Annotated in this window: 10 protein-coding genes; 5 read left to right on the forward strand and 5 right to left on the reverse strand. The window is 71.3% G+C overall.

What is annotated here, in order from left to right; genetic code table 11:
- Window positions 1–5 precede the first annotated feature (5 nt).
- On the reverse strand, window positions 6–356 hold the full coding sequence (locus BLV76_RS16655) for a TfoX/Sxy family protein (protein WP_217630369.1): 351 nt from the start codon (window positions 354–356) through the stop codon (window positions 6–8).
- A gap of 55 nt (window positions 357–411) precedes the next feature.
- Between BLV76_RS16655 and dapA the strand changes: the two genes are divergently transcribed.
- The 3 genes from dapA to BLV76_RS16670 all read left to right on the forward strand — a co-directional run bounded on the left by dapA (window position 412) and on the right by BLV76_RS16670 (window position 4,884).
- Window positions 412–1,302, forward strand: a complete 891-nt coding sequence (gene dapA, locus BLV76_RS16660; protein ID WP_090970418.1) for a 4-hydroxy-tetrahydrodipicolinate synthase — start codon at window positions 412–414, stop codon at window positions 1,300–1,302.
- A gap of 52 nt (window positions 1,303–1,354) precedes the next feature.
- Window positions 1,355–3,040: a ribonuclease J gene (locus tag BLV76_RS16665; protein ID WP_090970420.1), complete on the forward strand. Its 1,686-nt coding sequence runs from the start codon at window positions 1,355–1,357 to the stop codon at window positions 3,038–3,040.
- A gap of 68 nt (window positions 3,041–3,108) precedes the next feature.
- Window positions 3,109–4,884, forward strand: a complete 1,776-nt coding sequence (locus BLV76_RS16670; protein ID WP_139306607.1) for a sensor histidine kinase — start codon at window positions 3,109–3,111, stop codon at window positions 4,882–4,884.
- Here BLV76_RS16670 and cydD read toward each other — a convergent pair.
- The 3 genes from cydD to BLV76_RS16685 are packed head-to-tail and all read right to left on the reverse strand — an operon-like array spanning window position 4,819 to window position 10,648.
- Complete coding sequence (gene cydD, locus BLV76_RS16675; protein ID WP_090970424.1) at window positions 4,819–8,181, reverse strand: thiol reductant ABC exporter subunit CydD; 3,363 nt, start codon at window positions 8,179–8,181, stop codon at window positions 4,819–4,821. The genes BLV76_RS16670 and cydD overlap by 66 nt on opposite strands.
- On the reverse strand, window positions 8,178–9,194 hold the full coding sequence (gene cydB / locus BLV76_RS16680) for a cytochrome d ubiquinol oxidase subunit II (protein ID WP_090970426.1): 1,017 nt from the start codon (window positions 9,192–9,194) through the stop codon (window positions 8,178–8,180). The genes cydD and cydB overlap by 4 nt, the downstream gene beginning before the upstream one ends.
- Before the next feature lie 35 nt (window positions 9,195–9,229).
- Window positions 9,230–10,648, reverse strand: coding sequence for a cytochrome ubiquinol oxidase subunit I (locus tag BLV76_RS16685; protein WP_090970427.1), 1,419 nt, complete (start codon window positions 10,646–10,648; stop codon window positions 9,230–9,232).
- Window positions 10,649–10,754: 106 nt separating this feature from the next.
- On the opposite strand from BLV76_RS16685, the gene BLV76_RS16690 reads away from it, so the two are divergent.
- Both BLV76_RS16690 and BLV76_RS16695 read left to right on the forward strand, forming a co-directional pair.
- Window positions 10,755–11,117, forward strand: a complete 363-nt coding sequence (locus BLV76_RS16690; RefSeq protein ID WP_090970429.1) for a BlaI/MecI/CopY family transcriptional regulator — start codon at window positions 10,755–10,757, stop codon at window positions 11,115–11,117.
- A 10-nt stretch (window positions 11,118–11,127) separates the two neighbouring features.
- Window positions 11,128–11,997 carry a M56 family metallopeptidase gene (locus tag BLV76_RS16695; RefSeq protein WP_090970431.1) on the forward strand — a complete coding sequence of 290 codons (870 nt, stop codon included), beginning with the start codon at window positions 11,128–11,130 and terminating at the stop codon, window positions 11,995–11,997.
- Between the two features lie 75 nt (window positions 11,998–12,072).
- Here the strand turns inward: BLV76_RS16695 and BLV76_RS23370 are convergent, their stop codons facing one another.
- A complete protein-coding gene (locus BLV76_RS23370; protein WP_175539711.1) occupies window positions 12,073–15,510 on the reverse strand; it encodes a M4 family metallopeptidase in 3,438 nt (1,145 codons plus the stop codon).
- Between the last annotated feature and the right edge of the window lie 28 nt (window positions 15,511–15,538).

Below are 15,538 nucleotides of genomic sequence, written 5' to 3' on the forward strand. Positions count from 1 at the left end.
GTCGGTCACTTCGGCGGCAGCGTCCGGACGAAGGCCGCACCGCGCCCGACCCACAGCCCGATCTGCTCCTCGGTGGCCAGCGCCGACCGGTCCACGAGGAGCCACCCGCTCATCTCACGGCCACGCATCTCCATCGGCGCGACCGCGCCGCCGTCGATCCAGGCCTCACCGTCGGCGGGGTCGACGCGCACCATCAGCGCACCTCCACTGCCCGCGGCGACCGCCATGTGTCCGTCGAGCATGAAGCCGAGACCGCCGAACATCTTCTTCGTCGTGAGCCCCGGCTCGCCGTCGAGGACGTCGTGGATCCGCTGCGCCAGCACCTCGTCGTAGGCCATGGTCCAGAGTAGGGCCACGCCGACGTGGCTCGGCGCTGACAGCGGAGCCGAGCGGGAGGGATAACCTTCGGCCATGAGCACTTCTGCACCGTTCGGCCGCCTGCTCACGGCGATGGCCACTGCGTTCCACGAGGACGGCAGCGTCGACCTCGACGGCACCGCGAAGATCGCCGCGCACCTCGTCGCCCACGGCAACGACGGCGTCGTGGTGAGCGGGACGACCGGTGAGAGCCCCACCACCTCCGTCGCCGAGGACGGCGACATCCTCCGCGCGGTGCAGGACGCGGTCGGCGACCGCGCCACCGTGATCGCCGGCGTCGGCACCAACGCGACCGCGCACTCGGTCGAGCTGGCCCGCCAGGCCGAGAAGATCGGCGTCGACGGCATCCTGCTCGTCAGCCCCTACTACAACAAGCCCGGCCAGGTCGGCGTACGCCACCACTTCACCTCCGTCGTCGAGGCGTCCGACCTGCCGGTGATGCTCTACGACGTCCCGGGCCGCACGGCGACCCTGATCGAGCTCGAGACCTACGAGGCGATGCGGTCCTACGACCACGTCGTCTCGGTCAAGGACGCCACCGGGCTCCTCCCGCGCACGGCCGAGCTCGTCGAGCTGGGCTACTCCGTCTACTCCGGTGACGACGTCAACACGCTCGGCTACCTCGCCTACGGCGGCGTCGGCCTCGTGTCCGTGTGCGCCCACGCGGCCGGCACCCGGCTCGCCGCGATGATCGACAGCTGGTCCACCGGCGACCACGCCGAGGCGCTGCGCATCCACAGCAGCCTCGCCCCGGCGTTCGCCGCCATCATGGGGGTCCCCAACTACGGGGCCACCACCGCCAAGGCAGCGCTCGAGCTGCTCGGCGTGCTCGACAACCGCCGCGTGCGCGGCCCGCTGGTCGCCCTGGACGACGACGAGGTGGCGGCGCTGCGCGCCGGCCTGGTCGCCGCCGGCCTCCTCTGACCACTCCACCGGTCAGGCTGCGACGCACCCGTCCGACAACGTAAGGATTCCCTTGAGCCACACCCACCCCGAGCTGAGCGCACCCGCCCCCCTCCCCGCAGGAGGCCTCCGGGTCATCCCGCTCGGTGGACTGGGCGAGGTCGGCCGCAACATGACCGCGTTCGAGTACGACGGCAGGCTGCTGCTCGTCGACTGCGGCGTGCTCTTCCCCGAGGACCACCACCCCGGCGTCGACCTGATCCTGCCCGACTTCGAGCCCATCCGGGACCGCCTCGACGCGGTCGAGGCACTGGTGCTGACGCACGGCCACGAGGACCACATCGGCGCCACGCCCTACCTCCTGCGCGAGCGCGGCGACATCCCACTGGTCGGCTCCAAGCTCACCCTCGCGCTCCTCGGGTCGAAGCTCCGCGAGCACCGGCTCAAGGAGACGGTGCACTACGAGGTCGCCGAGGGCCAGACGATCACCTTCGGTCCGTTCGTGCTCGAGTTCGTCGCGGTCAACCACTCGATCCCCGACGCGCTCGCGGTCGTGATCCGCACCGGCGCCGGCGTGGTGCTCCACACCGGCGACTTCAAGATGGACCAGCTGCCGCTCGACGGCCGCATCACCGACCTCAACGAGTTCGCCCGGCTCGGCGACGAGGGCGTCGACCTGTTCCTCACCGACTCCACCAACGCCGAGGTCCCCGGCTTCACGACCTCGGAGAAGGACATCTCCCCGGTCCTCGAGCGGGTCTTCGCCAAGAGCGACCAGCGCATCATCGTGGCCTGCTTCGCCTCCCACGTGCACCGCGTCCAGCAGGTGCTCGACGCCGCGGTCGCGCACGGCCGCAAGGTCGGCTACGTCGGCCGCTCGATGGTGCGCAACATGGCCATCGCCCAGGAGCTCGGCTACCTCACCGTGCCGCCCGGGGTGATGGTCGACGCCAAGGAGCTCGCCGACCTGCCGCCGCACAAGCAGGTGCTGATCTCGACCGGCTCGCAGGGCGAGCCCCTGTCGGCGCTGAGCCGGATCGCCCAGCGCAGCCACAGCTTCGTGCACCTCGAGGAGGGCGACACCGTCGTCCTGGCCAGCTCGCTGATCCCCGGCAACGAGAACGCCGTCTACCGCGTCATCAACGGACTGTCCCGCCTCGGCGCCAACGTCGTGCACAAGGGCAACGCGCTCGTCCACGTCTCCGGCCACGCCAGCGCCGGCGAGCTCCTCTACTGCTACAACATCGTCAAGCCGCGCAACGTGATGCCGGTGCACGGCGAGATCCGCCACATGCGCGCCAACGCCGACCTCGCCCGCGCCACCGGCGTGCAGAACGTCGTGCTGGCCGAGGACGGCGTCGTGGTCGACCTGGTCGACGGCGTCGCGAAGGTCACCGGCAAGGTCGAGGTGGGCTACGTCTTCGTCGACGGCACCACGATCGGCGACATCTCCGAGGCCTCGATGAAGGACCGCCGGATCCTCGGCGAGGAGGGCTTCCTGTCGGTGATCGTGGTCGTCGACTCCGCGACCGGCAAGGTCGTCTCCGGGCCCGAGATCCACGCGCGCGGGTTCGCCGAGGACGAGACGACGTTCGACGAGATCCGCCAGCCGATCATCGACGCCATCAACGCCGCGGTCGCCGACGGGGCGACCGACGCCCACCAGCTCCAGCAGACCGTGCGACGCGTCGTCGGCCGGTGGGTCAACCGTGCGCACCGTCGACGTCCGATGATCATTCCTGTGGTGATCGAGGCCTGACGGTCCTAGAGTCACACGTGGGCGGGCGGTCCTGACGACGTCGGCCAGAGCCTCGGGGGGAGGTGGAGATGCCGCACAACCAGGGTGCGCTGCGCCGGCTGGCGGAGCTGATGCGCCGCGTGAACTCCTCCACCGACACCGAGGTGATCCTCGAGGAGATCGCGCACGGCGTGGTCGACGTCCTCGGCTACGGCGTGGCCGCGATCGCCCGGCTCGACGGCGACACCCTCGTGATGACCAACGTCGCCGGCCCGCCGGAGGTCGTCAGCCAGATCCTGCACCGGCGCACGCCGGCCGAGCAGATCCTCGACGAGTTCCGCGAGGCCGACAAGTGGGGCATCCTCCGCTTCGTCCCCGCCGGCCGGATGTCGGAGGAGCGCCTGCGTGCGGCCTGGATCCCCGACTTCGAGCCCGCGGCGGACCCCGACGCCTGGCACCCCGAGCACGCGCTCTACGCCCCGCTCTACTCCGCGAGCGGCGAGCTCCTGGGCAACATGGCGGTCGACCTCCCGGCCGACGGCAAGGTGCCGCACGAGGCCGATCGCGAGCTGCTGGAGATGTTCGCGGTGCAGGCCGGCGTGGCGCTGTCCAACGCCCGTGAGCGCGAGCGCCTCACCGACCGTGCCCGGCTCGACCGGATGCTCACCACCGTCGCCGGTGCCGGCACGCACCAGGGGCTGGCCCAGGCGCTCCGCACCGGGGTCGGTGCCGTCGGCGACGCGCTGGGGGCGGTGGTCGCGTGGGTGCGGACGTTCCCGACCGACGCCCAGGGCAGCCAGCTCGGCGCGGCGTGGCCGATGGCCTTCACCGCGGAGCTCGACCTGCCCGAGGTCCGCGAGGACCTGCTCGCCCTCGACCTGCGGCCCGTGGTGCTCGAGCTCGAGGCGGGCGACAGCGGGTCCGACCTGCTGCCCCGCAGCGCCAAGGGCCTCCGCGAGGTGATGCACGGCCTGCGCGCCGAGCGCCTGGTCGTGTGCCCGCTCGTCTCCCAGGACGACCTGGTCGGCTACCTCGTGCTCGCTCACTCGCGCAACGCACCCCTGCTGACCCAGGTGGAGACCGATGCGGTCCTCGAGGTCGCGCGGCTGCTGGCCCAGATCGTGCGTGCCTCGCGGGTCCTCGAGACCGAGCAGCGTCTCGTGCAGGAGCTGCGCGAGCTGGCGCGCTACCGCAGCGAGCTGATCGCCACCATCTCCCACGAGCTCAAGACACCGCTGACCGCGATCCTGGGCCACGCCGAGCTGATCTCCGACCGGCACCCGGAGCTGACCTCGATCGACGCGATCATCCGCAACGCCGGCCGGCTCAGCAACCTCGTGGCCAACCTGCTCCACTACTCCCGCATCCAGGGCCGGCGCGAGACCGTGCGTCGCGCGGTCGACCTCGCCGAGCTGTGCGAGGCCAGCGTCGACCTGCTGGAGATCCGGGCCAAGCAGGCCGGGGTCCGCCTCGAGTTCCTCAACTCGGGGTCGCCGCCGGTCATCGTGTTCGGCGACCCCGAGGAGCTCGCCCGGGTCATCGACAACATGGTCGACAACGCCGTGAAGTACACGCCCGAGGACGGCTCGGTGACGGTGGCGATGACCGTGGGCGACGACGAGGTGAGTGTCGACGTCAGCGACACTGGCATCGGCATCTCCCCGGCCGACCAGGGCCACGTCTTCTCCGCGTTCCACCGCTCGACCAACCCCAACGCGCTCTCGATCCCCGGCACCGGGCTCGGCCTGCCCATCGCCCAGCGCATCGCCGAGTCCCACGGCGGCGCCCTGACGCTGACCTCACAGCTCGGTGCGGGCAGCACCTTCCGGTTCACCTTGCCGCTGCGCTCGCCCCGGGACGACTGACTCCGCAAGCCTCGCCGGCGAGAGGTGCACGACCCGGTCCATCCGGTCGAGGCCCACCGTGCCGTGGGTGATCCACACGACGGAACGACCGGCGCGGGTGGCCGACTCGATCAGGCCGGTCGCGACGGCGCGCGCGGTCGGGCCGTCGAGGTGGGCGGTCGGCTCGTCGAGCACCAGCACCGCGGGGTCGGCGAGCAGCGAGCGGGCGAGCGCCAGCCGGGCGCGTTCGCCTCCCGAGACCTCACGGGACCCCGCACCGACGTGCGTGCCGATCCCGTCGGGCAGCCCGGCCACCCATGGGCCCAGGCGGGCCGCGGTCAGGGCTGCGCGGACCTCGTCGTCGCTCGCGCCGGGCCGGGCCAGCCGGACGTTCTCGGCGACCGTGGAGGCGAAGACGTGGGGGTCGTCGTCGACCAGCCCGACGGTGCGGCGCACGTCATCGAGCGTGAGACGGCGCAGGTCGACCGCACCCGACTCGACGGGGCCCAGTCGTACGTCGCCCGCGACCGGGTCGATGAAGCGCACCAGCGTCGCGGCGAGCGTCGACTTCCCGCTGCCCGAGGCGCCGGTGACCCCGACGTGCTCGCCGGCGCGGAGGGTGAGGTCGAGCGAGAGCACGGGCACGTCGTCCCACCCGAGTGCGACCTCGTCGAGCACGAGGTCGTGGGTGCCGGGCAGTGGATCGGGGACGGCCGGTGAGAGGACGGCCGGAGCGGTGGCCGAGAGCCGGTCGAGCCGCCGGCGTGCCGCCCGCGCGCGCACGGAGAGCGCGCCCGCGTCGGCGAGCCCGGACGTCACGTCGGACAGGGCGAGCGGGACCAGCAGGAGGAGGGCCAGCAGGGCGGGGGAGACCCGTGCCGGGTCGACCAGCGTCGCGACCGCCACGACCCCAATGCCGGCCGCAGCCGTGGTCAGGGCAGCACCGGCAGCGCTCGCGCGGGAGGAGCGTCGTACGGCGTCGGAGAGGGCGGTGGACTGCTCGTCGACCAGGCGGAGTGCGGCCTCCGTAGCGCCCCACTGCTCGAGCTCGCGCAGGCCGTGCGCGACCTCCTCGACCCGGGTGCCGAGCGCGGCCCGGTGGGCGACGACGGCTGGCTCGGCGGTGGCCGCCCCGCGCCGGGCGAGGAGGAAGGCCACCACCCCGGTCGCGACGACGGCGGCGACCACGACTCCGGCCGTGGGGGCGACGAGGCCGGCGAGGACCGCCGCGGCCACGCCGACGAGCGCCGCGGTGACGACGGGCTGGCGCACCCGGAGGCGCTCGTCGAGCAGCGCGTCGACGTCGTCGACGACGCTCGTGAGCAGGTCGCCGCGACGCGGGCCGAGCCGGCCGGGCACGAGCGGGACGAGGTCGGCGTACACGCGTGCGCGCCGCTCGGCCAGCTCGCGCAGGACCACGTCGTGGCTGAGCACCCGCTCCGCGTGCCGCAGCACGGGACGGGCGAGGCCGAAGAGCCGCACACCCACGATCGCGACCATCAGGTGCAGCACCGGCGGCTGCTCGCTCGCCCGGGTGATCAGCCACCCGGCGGTGGCGGTGAGGGCGACACCTGATGCGGTGCTCAGGGCGCCGAGGAGGGTCGCGGTGCCGATGCCCCAGCGGGGTAGTGGGTCGTCCTCCTCGGCCGCGACCACGGAGGGCGTCGGCGCAGGGGTCGGGTCGGGAGCGGCCACGGGCGCGGGAGAGGGTGCGCGGGCCGCCGCAGGGGCCAGCGTGACCACCCGGTCGGCGGCGTCGAGCACGGCCGGACGGTGCGCGACGACGAGCACCAGGCTGGTGCGCGCGAGCAGCGTCAGCGTCTCGACGAGGACCTGCTCGGTCTCCTCGTCGAGGTGGGCGCTCGGCTCGTCGAGCAGCACGACCGGGCGGCGTGCCAGCACGACCCGGGCCAGGGCCACGCTGGCGCGCTGGCCGGCCGACAGCCCCGCGCCGTCCTCGCCGAGGACGGTCGCGAGCCCGTCGGGCAGGTCGCGCACGACGTCCGCGAGCCCGACGCTCGCCAGTGCCGACCAGACCTCGTGGTCCCCGGCCTCGGGGCGTCCGACCCTGACGTTGGCGGCGATCGTGTCGGGGAGCAGCCACGGCCGCTGCGGAGCCCAGGCGACCTGGGCCCGCCACCACGCGGGATCGACCTCGGGGAGCGGCGTGCCGCCGACCAGCACCTCGCCGGAGGCCGGCGGCAGCTCGCCGCGCAGGGTGGCGAGGAGGGTCGACTTCCCGCACCCGGACGGACCGGCGACGGCGACGAGCCCGCGCTTCGGGAGGGCGAGGTGGAGGCACTCGGTGAGCGGCTCGTCGTGGCCGACCCGGAGGACGGAGAGGGCCAGCCGGGTGCTGGTGGGTCGCGCGGTGCCGGTCGCGGTCGACGAGGCGGCGGCCAGCAGCGCGTCCGCGTCGGCGAGCGCGGCCGTGCCCTCGGCAGCGGCGTGGAACTCCGCGCCCACGCGGCGCAGCGGCCAGTAGGCCTCCGGCGCCAGCAGCAGCACCGTCAGCGCGACCTGGAAGTCCACCGATCCGGAGGCGAGCCGCAGGCCGACCGTCACCGCGACGAGGGCGACCGACAAGGTGGCGACCAGCTCGAGCACCGACGAGGAGGCGAAGGCGACCTTGAGGGTGTCGACGGTGGCGCGGCGGTAGCGGTGGGTGACGGCGCGGATCGTGCCCACCTGGGCGTCCGCGCGTCGGTGGGCGACCAGGGTCGGGAGCCCGCGCACGACGTCGAGGAAGTGCCCCGACAGCACCTCGAGGGCGCGCCACTGGGCCTGTGCGCGGTCGCGGGTGGTCATTCCGACGAGGATGGCGAAGACCGGGACGAGCGGGAGGGTCAGCGCCACCACGAGCCCGGAGAGCGGGTCGAGCCAGGTGATCGCGGCCAGCGTCACGACCGGCAGGACGACGGCCGGGACGAGGGCCGGGAGGTAGCGGGTGACGTAGGGCTCGACCCCGGCGACACCGCGGGTGGCGAGCACCGAGAGTCGTGAGGGGGAGACGTCCCCGCCCCGGCGCGCGGCCCTCAGCAGCCGGTCTCGCAGTGCCTCGGAGACCTGCCCGGCTGCGCGTGCGGCCGCGCGCTGGGCGGCGTACGACGTCGCGGTGCGGAGCAGCACCAGCGCGACCAGCCACCACCCGGCCGTCGTCCAGTCGTGCCCGCCGACGGCCGCGACGACCAGCGCCGCGAGCGCGAACGCCTGGGCGACCGTCGCCAGGCCGCCCGCGACCCCGCTCGCGACGACGAGCGCGAGCGCCCGTCGCGCGGGCAGCAGGTGGGGGAGCGTCTGCCGGTCGAGCGGCCTCATCGCGCCTCGGCCAGCTCCGCGTCGGGGATGTGGTGCACGGCGATCCGCTTGCGGAAGACCCAGTAGGTCCACGCCTGGTAGCCCATCACGATCGGCGTGAAGACGACCGCGACCCACGTCATCACCTTCAGCGTGTACGCCGTCGCGGCGGCGTTGGTGGTGGTGAGGGAGTACGCCGGGTCGGTCGTCGACGGCATCACGTCGGGGAACAGCGCGAGGAAGAGGCCGAGGACCGCGAGGCCGATGGTGACGAACGTGCCGGTGAACGCCCAGCCCTCACGCCCGGCCTGCGCTGCGCCGAGGCCACCCACGAGCGACAGGGCGGCGACCACGAAGACGACGGCGGACGCGGCCGAGCCGGTCCTCACCTGGGTCCAGGCCATGTACACCACGGCCAGCACGGCCGCCACGGCCCCGATCCGGACGGCGAGCTTGCGGGCGCGGTGCCGGATCTCGCCGTCGGTCTTGAGCGCGACGAACATCGCGCCGTGCGCCGCGAAGAGGGTCAGCATCACGAGACCACCGAGCAGTCCGAACGGGTTGAGCAGGGTCAGCATGCTGCCGGTGAACTCCTTGTCGGCGTCGATCGGCACCCCGGCCGCGATGTTGGCGAACGCGACGCCCCACAGCAGCGACGGGACGAGCGAGCCCCAGAAGATCGCCAGGTCCCAGCGCGCCTTCCAGCGGGCGTCGTCGCGCTTGTGGCGGTACTCGAACGACAGCCCCCGCACGATCAGGGCGACCAGGATCAGCAGGAGCGGCAGGTAGAACCCGCTGAAGAGGGTGGCGTACCACTCCGGGAACGCGGCGAACGTGGCGCCGCCGGCGACGAGCAGCCACACCTCGTTGCCGTCCCAGACGGGGCCGATGGTGTTGATCATGACGCGACGCTCGGTCTCGTTGCGGGAGAGCACGGGCAGCAGCATGCCCACGCCGAAGTCGAAGCCCTCGAGGCAGAAGTAGCCGATCCAGAGCAGCGCGATCAGGGCGAACCAGACGGTGGTGAGCTCCATGGGAGGTCCCCTTTCGGTGGGGAGGTCGATCGGGGTCAGTAGGCGAAGGTCAGGGGACGGTCGTCGTCGGCGCCGCCGACCGTGACGTCCGGCGGTTCGACGAAGGGGTCGGCGCCCTTCCTGATGTAGGTGACGAGGAGCTTCATCTCGATCACGAACAGGACGGCGTAGAGGAGCGTCAGCACGATCAGCGAGGTGGCGGCCTCGAAGACCGAGACGCCGGGGGAGACGGCGTCCTCGGTGCGCATCAGGCCGAACACCACCCAGGGCTGGCGGCCCATCTCGGTGAAGATCCAGCCCCACGAGGAGGCCAGCGTGGTCGCGATCGGCAGCGACAGCCCGAGCCAGCCCACCCACCGCACCGACGGCGTACGCCCCCTGCGGGTCAGCCACAGGATCAGCGCGGCGCCCGCGGCGGCGAACATGCCGAGGCCCATCATGAAGCGGAAGGACCAGTAGGTCACCGGGATGACGGGCGTGTAGTCGGCCTCGCCGTAGGTCTGGGAGTACTCCTCCTTGAGCGGGTTGATGCCCTGCACCGTGCCGTCGAAGGAGCCGGTGCCGAGGAAGGACAGCAGGCACGGCACCGTGATCGCGAACTTCTCGTGCTCACCGTCGGGCGTGCCGACCGTGAGGACCGAGAACGGTGCACAGCCCTCGCTGGTCTCGTAGAGCCCCTCGGCGGCCGCCATCTTCATCGGCTGGACCTCGGTCATCACCTTGCCCTGGAGGTCGCCGGTGACGGCCACGCCGATGCCCGCCAGCAGGGTGATCGCGGCGCCGATGCGGATGGCCCGGTGGTACATCGGGCGGTCGGCCTCGTGCTTCCGCCTCATGTAGAGGTACGCCGAGACGCCGAGCAGGAAGGCGCCGGCGGTCATGTAGGCGGCGAAGATCACGTGCGGGAACGTCACCAGCTGGACCTTGTTGAACATCACCGCCCAGAAGTCGGTGAGCTCGGCGCGACCCGACTCCTCGTTGAAGCGGTAGCCGACCGGGTGCTGCATCCACGAGTTGGCCGCGAGGATGAACCACGACGAGGCGAGCGTGCCCACGTGCACGGTCCACATGCAGGCCGCGTGCAGGCCCCGGGGGAGCTTGTCCCAGCCGAAGATCCACAGGCCGAGGAAGGTCGACTCCATGAAGAAGGCCAGCAGGCCCTCGATCGCGAGCGGTGCGCCGAACACGTCGCCGACGAAGCGGGAGTAGTCCGACCAGTTCATCCCGAACTGGAACTCCTGCACGATCCCGGTCACCACGCCGATGGCGAAGTTGATGAGGAAGAGCTTGCCGAAGAACTTCGTCAGCCGGAGGTAGTCCTCGTTGCGGGTGCGCACCCACGCGGTCTCCAGGCCGGCGATGACGGCGGTCAGTCCGATGGAGAGCGGGACGAAGAGGAAGTGGTAGACGGTGATGATCCCGAACTGCCAGCGAGCGATGTCGAGGACTTCCATGGCGACCCTTCGGAGCACGAGTGTTGATCGAGGAGGGATTACTACGACTTGTAGTAGATACTACGCCGTGTCGTAGTTCGTGGCGAAGTGGCCTAGACTTCCCGCCATGAGTCCGAGGTCGCGCATGGGTGAGCTGGAGCAGGCCGTGCTGGAGACCCTCTGGGACAGCGCCGGTCCCGCCAGCGGCCGGCAGGTCCACGAGCGCCTCGCCGACCGCGACCTCGCCTACACGACCGTGATGACGGTGCTCGACCGGCTGGTCGCCAAGGACGTCGTCGCCCGCGAGCGCGACGGCCGCGCCTTCCGCTACGCACCGCGCCGCAGCCGGGCCGCGATGACCGCCGACCTCATGCACGAGGCGCTCCAGGGCACCGGCGCCGACCGCGACCAGGCCCTCGTGTCGTTCGTCGGCGAGGCCAGCGCCGACGACCTCGCCGCCCTGCGGCGCGCCCTCGCCGACCTGACCTGACGGGCTGCCCGTGCTCACCCCTGTCCTGCTGGGGGCACTCGCCGTGCTGCTGGCCGGACCCTTCCCCTCGCTGCTGTCGCGCTGGTCGCGCCTGAGACGTACGCCGGCCGCGGCGATGCTGTTGTGGCAGAGCACCGCGCTTGCCGCCGTCCTGGCGGCCCTCGGCGCCGGGCTCTCGCTGGCGACCGACCGGCTCTGGACCCCGCCGATCGCGACCGCCGACCTCGTCGTCGCCGTCCTCGCCGGGGCGTTGACGCTGATCGTCCTGGCCCGGCTGCTCCTCAGCGCGCACCGCACCGGCACCGAGCTGCGACGGATGCGCCGGCGCCACCGCGAGCGCGTCGACCTCGTGGCCCGCGTCGACGGGGGAGTGTCGGTGCTAGAGCACGACCTGCCGGTCGCCTACTGCGTGCCCGGGATGACCGGCTCGCGGATCGTCGTCTCCCGCTCGACGCTCACCCGCCTCACGCCCGACGAGCTCGGTGCCGTCCTCGACCACGAGCGCTCGCACCTGCGCGCGCGTCACGACCTGGTCCTCGAGGCCTTCGCCGTGCTGCACCGTGCCTTCCCGCGCTGGGTCGCGAGCGGTGCCGCCCAGCACGAGGTCGAGGTGCTGGTGGAGGTCCTCGCCGACCGCGCCGCCGTACGCTCCGGCGACCGGCGCGCGCTCCTGGCCGCGCTGGTCACGCTCGCGGGCTCGGCGGCGCCCGCGGGCTCGCTGGGCTCGGCCGGGTCGTCACTGGTGGCGCGCGTCGAGGTGCTCCGTGACGACGAGCCGCACCGGCTCCAGTCGGTCTCCGCGGTGGTGCTCGCGGCGGCGATCCTGGCGCTCCCCACGGTCCTGGTCGTGCTGCCCTGGCTGACGGGGCTGCGGGACTAGCAGCGGCACGCCGAAGGCCCCGGCGGATCGCTCCGCAGGGGCCTCCGGGTGGTGCTGCTCAGCTGTCGTCCGAGGTCAGCGAACGACCCTGAACGTCATCTTCTCCTTGCTCTTCCTCACGTCCTTGCTGCCCTTGTAGGTCACGACGAGCTTGTGCTTGCCGATGGCGTAGTCCTTGCGCACCATCAGCACCAGTCGGCCCTTCTTGAGCTTCTTGGTCGCGACCTTCTTGCCGTCGATCTTGACGACGACCTTGCCCTTCGGCTTCTCGCCCTTCGCCTTGACCTTCACGACCACCTTGAAGTCCTCGCGGAACTTCGGCTTGGCCGGGACGATCTTGGCGTCGGTCTTCGACTTCGCCTTCGGCTCGGACGGCGGTGTCACCTTGTCCTTCACCGTCACCTTGACGGTGCCGGACGAGGCCTTAAACCCGCCGTTGCCTGTGTAGTTGACCGTCAGGACGTGGGTCCCGACAGGCAGGTCCGCCGGCAGTGCGACAGATGCCTTGCCGCCGCTCAGGGCAGCCGATCCGAGCTTGGTGCCGTCGGCCTTGAGCACGTCGACCGAGCCGGTCGGGGTACCTGTCGTCGCGGCCACCGTGACGTCGATCTTCGACGCCGTACCGAACTCGGACGGCTCGGGGGTGTGGATCGCCGTGACCGTGGTGTTGGTGTCGTCGCAGACCGTCACCGACACGTTGTCGACGTACCATCCGTCGACGCCGCCGCATCCGTCACGGCCCATGTCGAAGCGGATCTGGATGGTGTCGCCGACCTTGGCGCCGGCCGCCTCGAGGTTGACCTGCGAGTTGCCCCAGGAGCCGGTCGCTCGGCCCGGGTTGGTCCCGCTGAAGCCGGGCTCGCCCGCGAGCGGGTTGGTGTTCGTCCCGTCGTTGGTCAGCGTCGTGTTCGGTGCGTTGAACACGTATGCCGATGCCGGGATCGGGGCGAAGTCACCTCCGTTGACGCTCAGCTTCACGTTGCCACCGTCGTAGCCCGCCTCCGTGGAGACGTAGTGGTCGAACGAGAGACGCAGTGCCTTTCCGGACGGCACCAGGATCGCCGGGCTGGTGATGGCGTCGCTGCTCGAGATGTCGTTGGCAGCGCAGTCACCGGCGTCGGGGTCGGCACCGAAGGCAACGCGACCGACGTTGTCGCGCCCCGGGTAGACAGCGGTGGAGCGCCACGGGTAGTGGTTCTCACCCTCGGAGCTATCGGTCCAGGCAGAGATACCGGAGTCGAAGTTGTCGCTGAAGACGACCCGGCTCGTGGTTCCCTCACCGCACAGAGTCGGCGCGGGGCCCTTATCGAGCAGCGGCTTCCACTGGCACTGGACGGTCGGGTCGGTGCGCAGCTCGACGGCCGCCACCACCTTGGTCACCTGGGCGCAGTCGTCGGCCGTGATCTCGTCGGCGAGGCCGGGTTCGGCGTCCTGGGTGACGGTCAGCTCGTTGATGGGCTCGCCGGTCAGGTCCGAGCAGGCCTGCTCGAGAGAGTCGGCGTGGTCCACGAAGTCCGACGTCGGGCCCATGTAGTTCTGGGCGTAGAAGTAGATGTTCGCAGCCTTGTCGATTCCCAGTCCGCGAACCGTCTGGCCGTTGTAGGTACCTCCGTCGACGAGCAGGGCGTAGCCGTGGTTGGGCACGGCCGAGTTGCCGTGGACACCGCCGTTGTCGTCGGACGTGCAGTAGTACTCAGCGTCCGAGACCTTGCCCGGGTCGCCGTAGCACGTCGGATTCCACATGTCGCGGATCGCGCCGCCGAAGGCCGGAGACTTCTCACCGATCAACCAGCGGTAGGAGTCGAACGCGTTTCGCGGCTGCTCCTTGACCGTCAGCGACACGGCGCCTGCGGACTTGATGCGGGTGCCGTCGGCCTGGCTGACCATCACGCCGTAGATGTCCGGGTAGTTGCCGGACACCGAGACAGCGCCGGGCCCGGTGTTGCCGAAGACGATGCCGGTTGCGTCAGTGGCAAGCACGTTCTTGACCTTGAGCGCGAACGCGCAGGTGCCACGGTCGACGTAGGCCCACTTGCCCGCCAGAGCCGCTGCGTTGGTGATGGTCGAACACCCGTCTGTGGTGCTCGGACCAGCCTGGTCCGATGCGTCGGTGGCCACCACGACGTCCGCAGTGACGCCCGAGGGCGTGAACTGAGGGCCGAATGCAGCAGGTGCCGCGCTCGCGCAGTCCCCGGCCACAGCTGCCGGCGAGTTGATCGTTGCGGTCACGCCCCCACGCGTGTGGGTGGAGCACAGCCCGTCGGGGCGCTTCGTGGTCAGGTTGCCCTCGCCCTCGTCCTCGCGGCCGTTGAGCAGGTCGACGGTCTCCCCCCAGATGTCGGAGTAGGCCTCGTTGAGGGCACCTGACTGCCACTGGTAGATCAGGCCGGTCTGGTACTCGGTGTAGGCGTGTCCCCACTCGTGCGCCACGACGTCGTCGGCGTAGACGCCGTCGCAGTAGCTGGTGTAGGAGCCGTTCCACGAGGCGTTCGGGCAGGCGTCCGGACGGTTGTGCAGTGTGGTCCGGGTACCGCCTTCGTTGTCGTAGGAGTCAATGCCCCACGTGTTGAAGTGCATCCAGTACGACTCGGCGGAGGAGTCCATCAGGTTCTGCTGGTCCTGGTTCATGACCGACGGGTCGTCGCCCTCTGCCCAGACAGGGGATACGGCGACCTCGCCGGGCGCGTCCCCGTCGTGGGCCGGGTCGTCCGGGTCGTAGTTCGTCGTGTAGAGCTCGCGGTCGAGGTCGTCGGCCATCATCGAGAAGCGGTTGATGGGCTTGAGGGTGTTCGCGTCCAGGATGACCCGGTCGCGGATCGAGCCGCTGTCCTTGGTGACGTTGGACACCTCGAGGTCGTAGGCCAGGACAGCCTTGCCCTGCTCGCCCTTGACGACGCCCTCGCGGTAGATCACGAGGTTGTTGGACACGGCCTTGACGCCCTCGGTGGAGACGACGCTGCCGTCCTCCTTCGTGGCCGGGTCGCCCTTGACGACCATGACCGCGCGCTCGGCGGCGGCGGTGGCCGACTTCGCCGGTGTCACGCTGAGGGACAGGTCGGGTGCTGCGAAGCCCGTGACCGCGGTGAGGTCGCCGTCGTCGGCAACATGGGCCTTCAGTTCGCCGGCCCACACGGGAACGCCCTTGTAGGACTGCTGGTAGGAGACGGTCCACCCGTAGGGCGTCGTCGAGACGCCGGTCTGGGTCAACTCGCCGGACCTGGCACCGAAGAGAGAGGCGTACTTGTCGACGTAGGCGTCGGCCTTGGCGCCGGCACTCGTCGCGTCAGAGGCCTGGCGAGCGGGCATCAGGTCGCCCTTCGTCCGGACGAAGCCGATCTCGCCCGATGCCGCCTGGTCGGTGACAGTGACAGACCTGTCGGCCTGGTTGCGCAACTGCGAGAGCAGCGATGCGTCGGCACTGGGTGCCGCTGATGCCTGCATCCCGAGCGTGGGAAGGGCCGCCAGGCCCGCCCCTACGACTGCGAGTGCAAGCCCCCTGTTGAGGAGCTTCACGTGGTCTTCCTCCATGAGTGGTTCGCCC

This window comes from Nocardioides exalbidus, assembly GCF_900105585.1.
GTDB lineage: Bacteria > Actinomycetota > Actinomycetes > Propionibacteriales > Nocardioidaceae > Nocardioides > Nocardioides exalbidus.

Coding starts and splice junctions, on each gene's coding strand:
- dapA (WP_090970418.1), top strand. CDS start 412: ATGAGCACTTCTGCACCGTTCGGCCGCCTGCTCACGGCGATGGCCACT.
- BLV76_RS16670 (WP_139306607.1), top strand. CDS start 3,109: ATGCCGCACAACCAGGGTGCGCTGCGCCGGCTGGCGGAGCTGATGCGC.
- cydD (WP_090970424.1), bottom strand. CDS start 8,181: ATGAGGCCGCTCGACCGGCAGACGCTCCCCCACCTGCTGCCCGCGCGA.
- cydB (WP_090970426.1), bottom strand. CDS start 9,194: ATGGAGCTCACCACCGTCTGGTTCGCCCTGATCGCGCTGCTCTGGATC.
- BLV76_RS16685 (WP_090970427.1), bottom strand. CDS start 10,648: ATGGAAGTCCTCGACATCGCTCGCTGGCAGTTCGGGATCATCACCGTC.
- BLV76_RS16690 (WP_090970429.1), top strand. CDS start 10,755: ATGAGTCCGAGGTCGCGCATGGGTGAGCTGGAGCAGGCCGTGCTGGAG.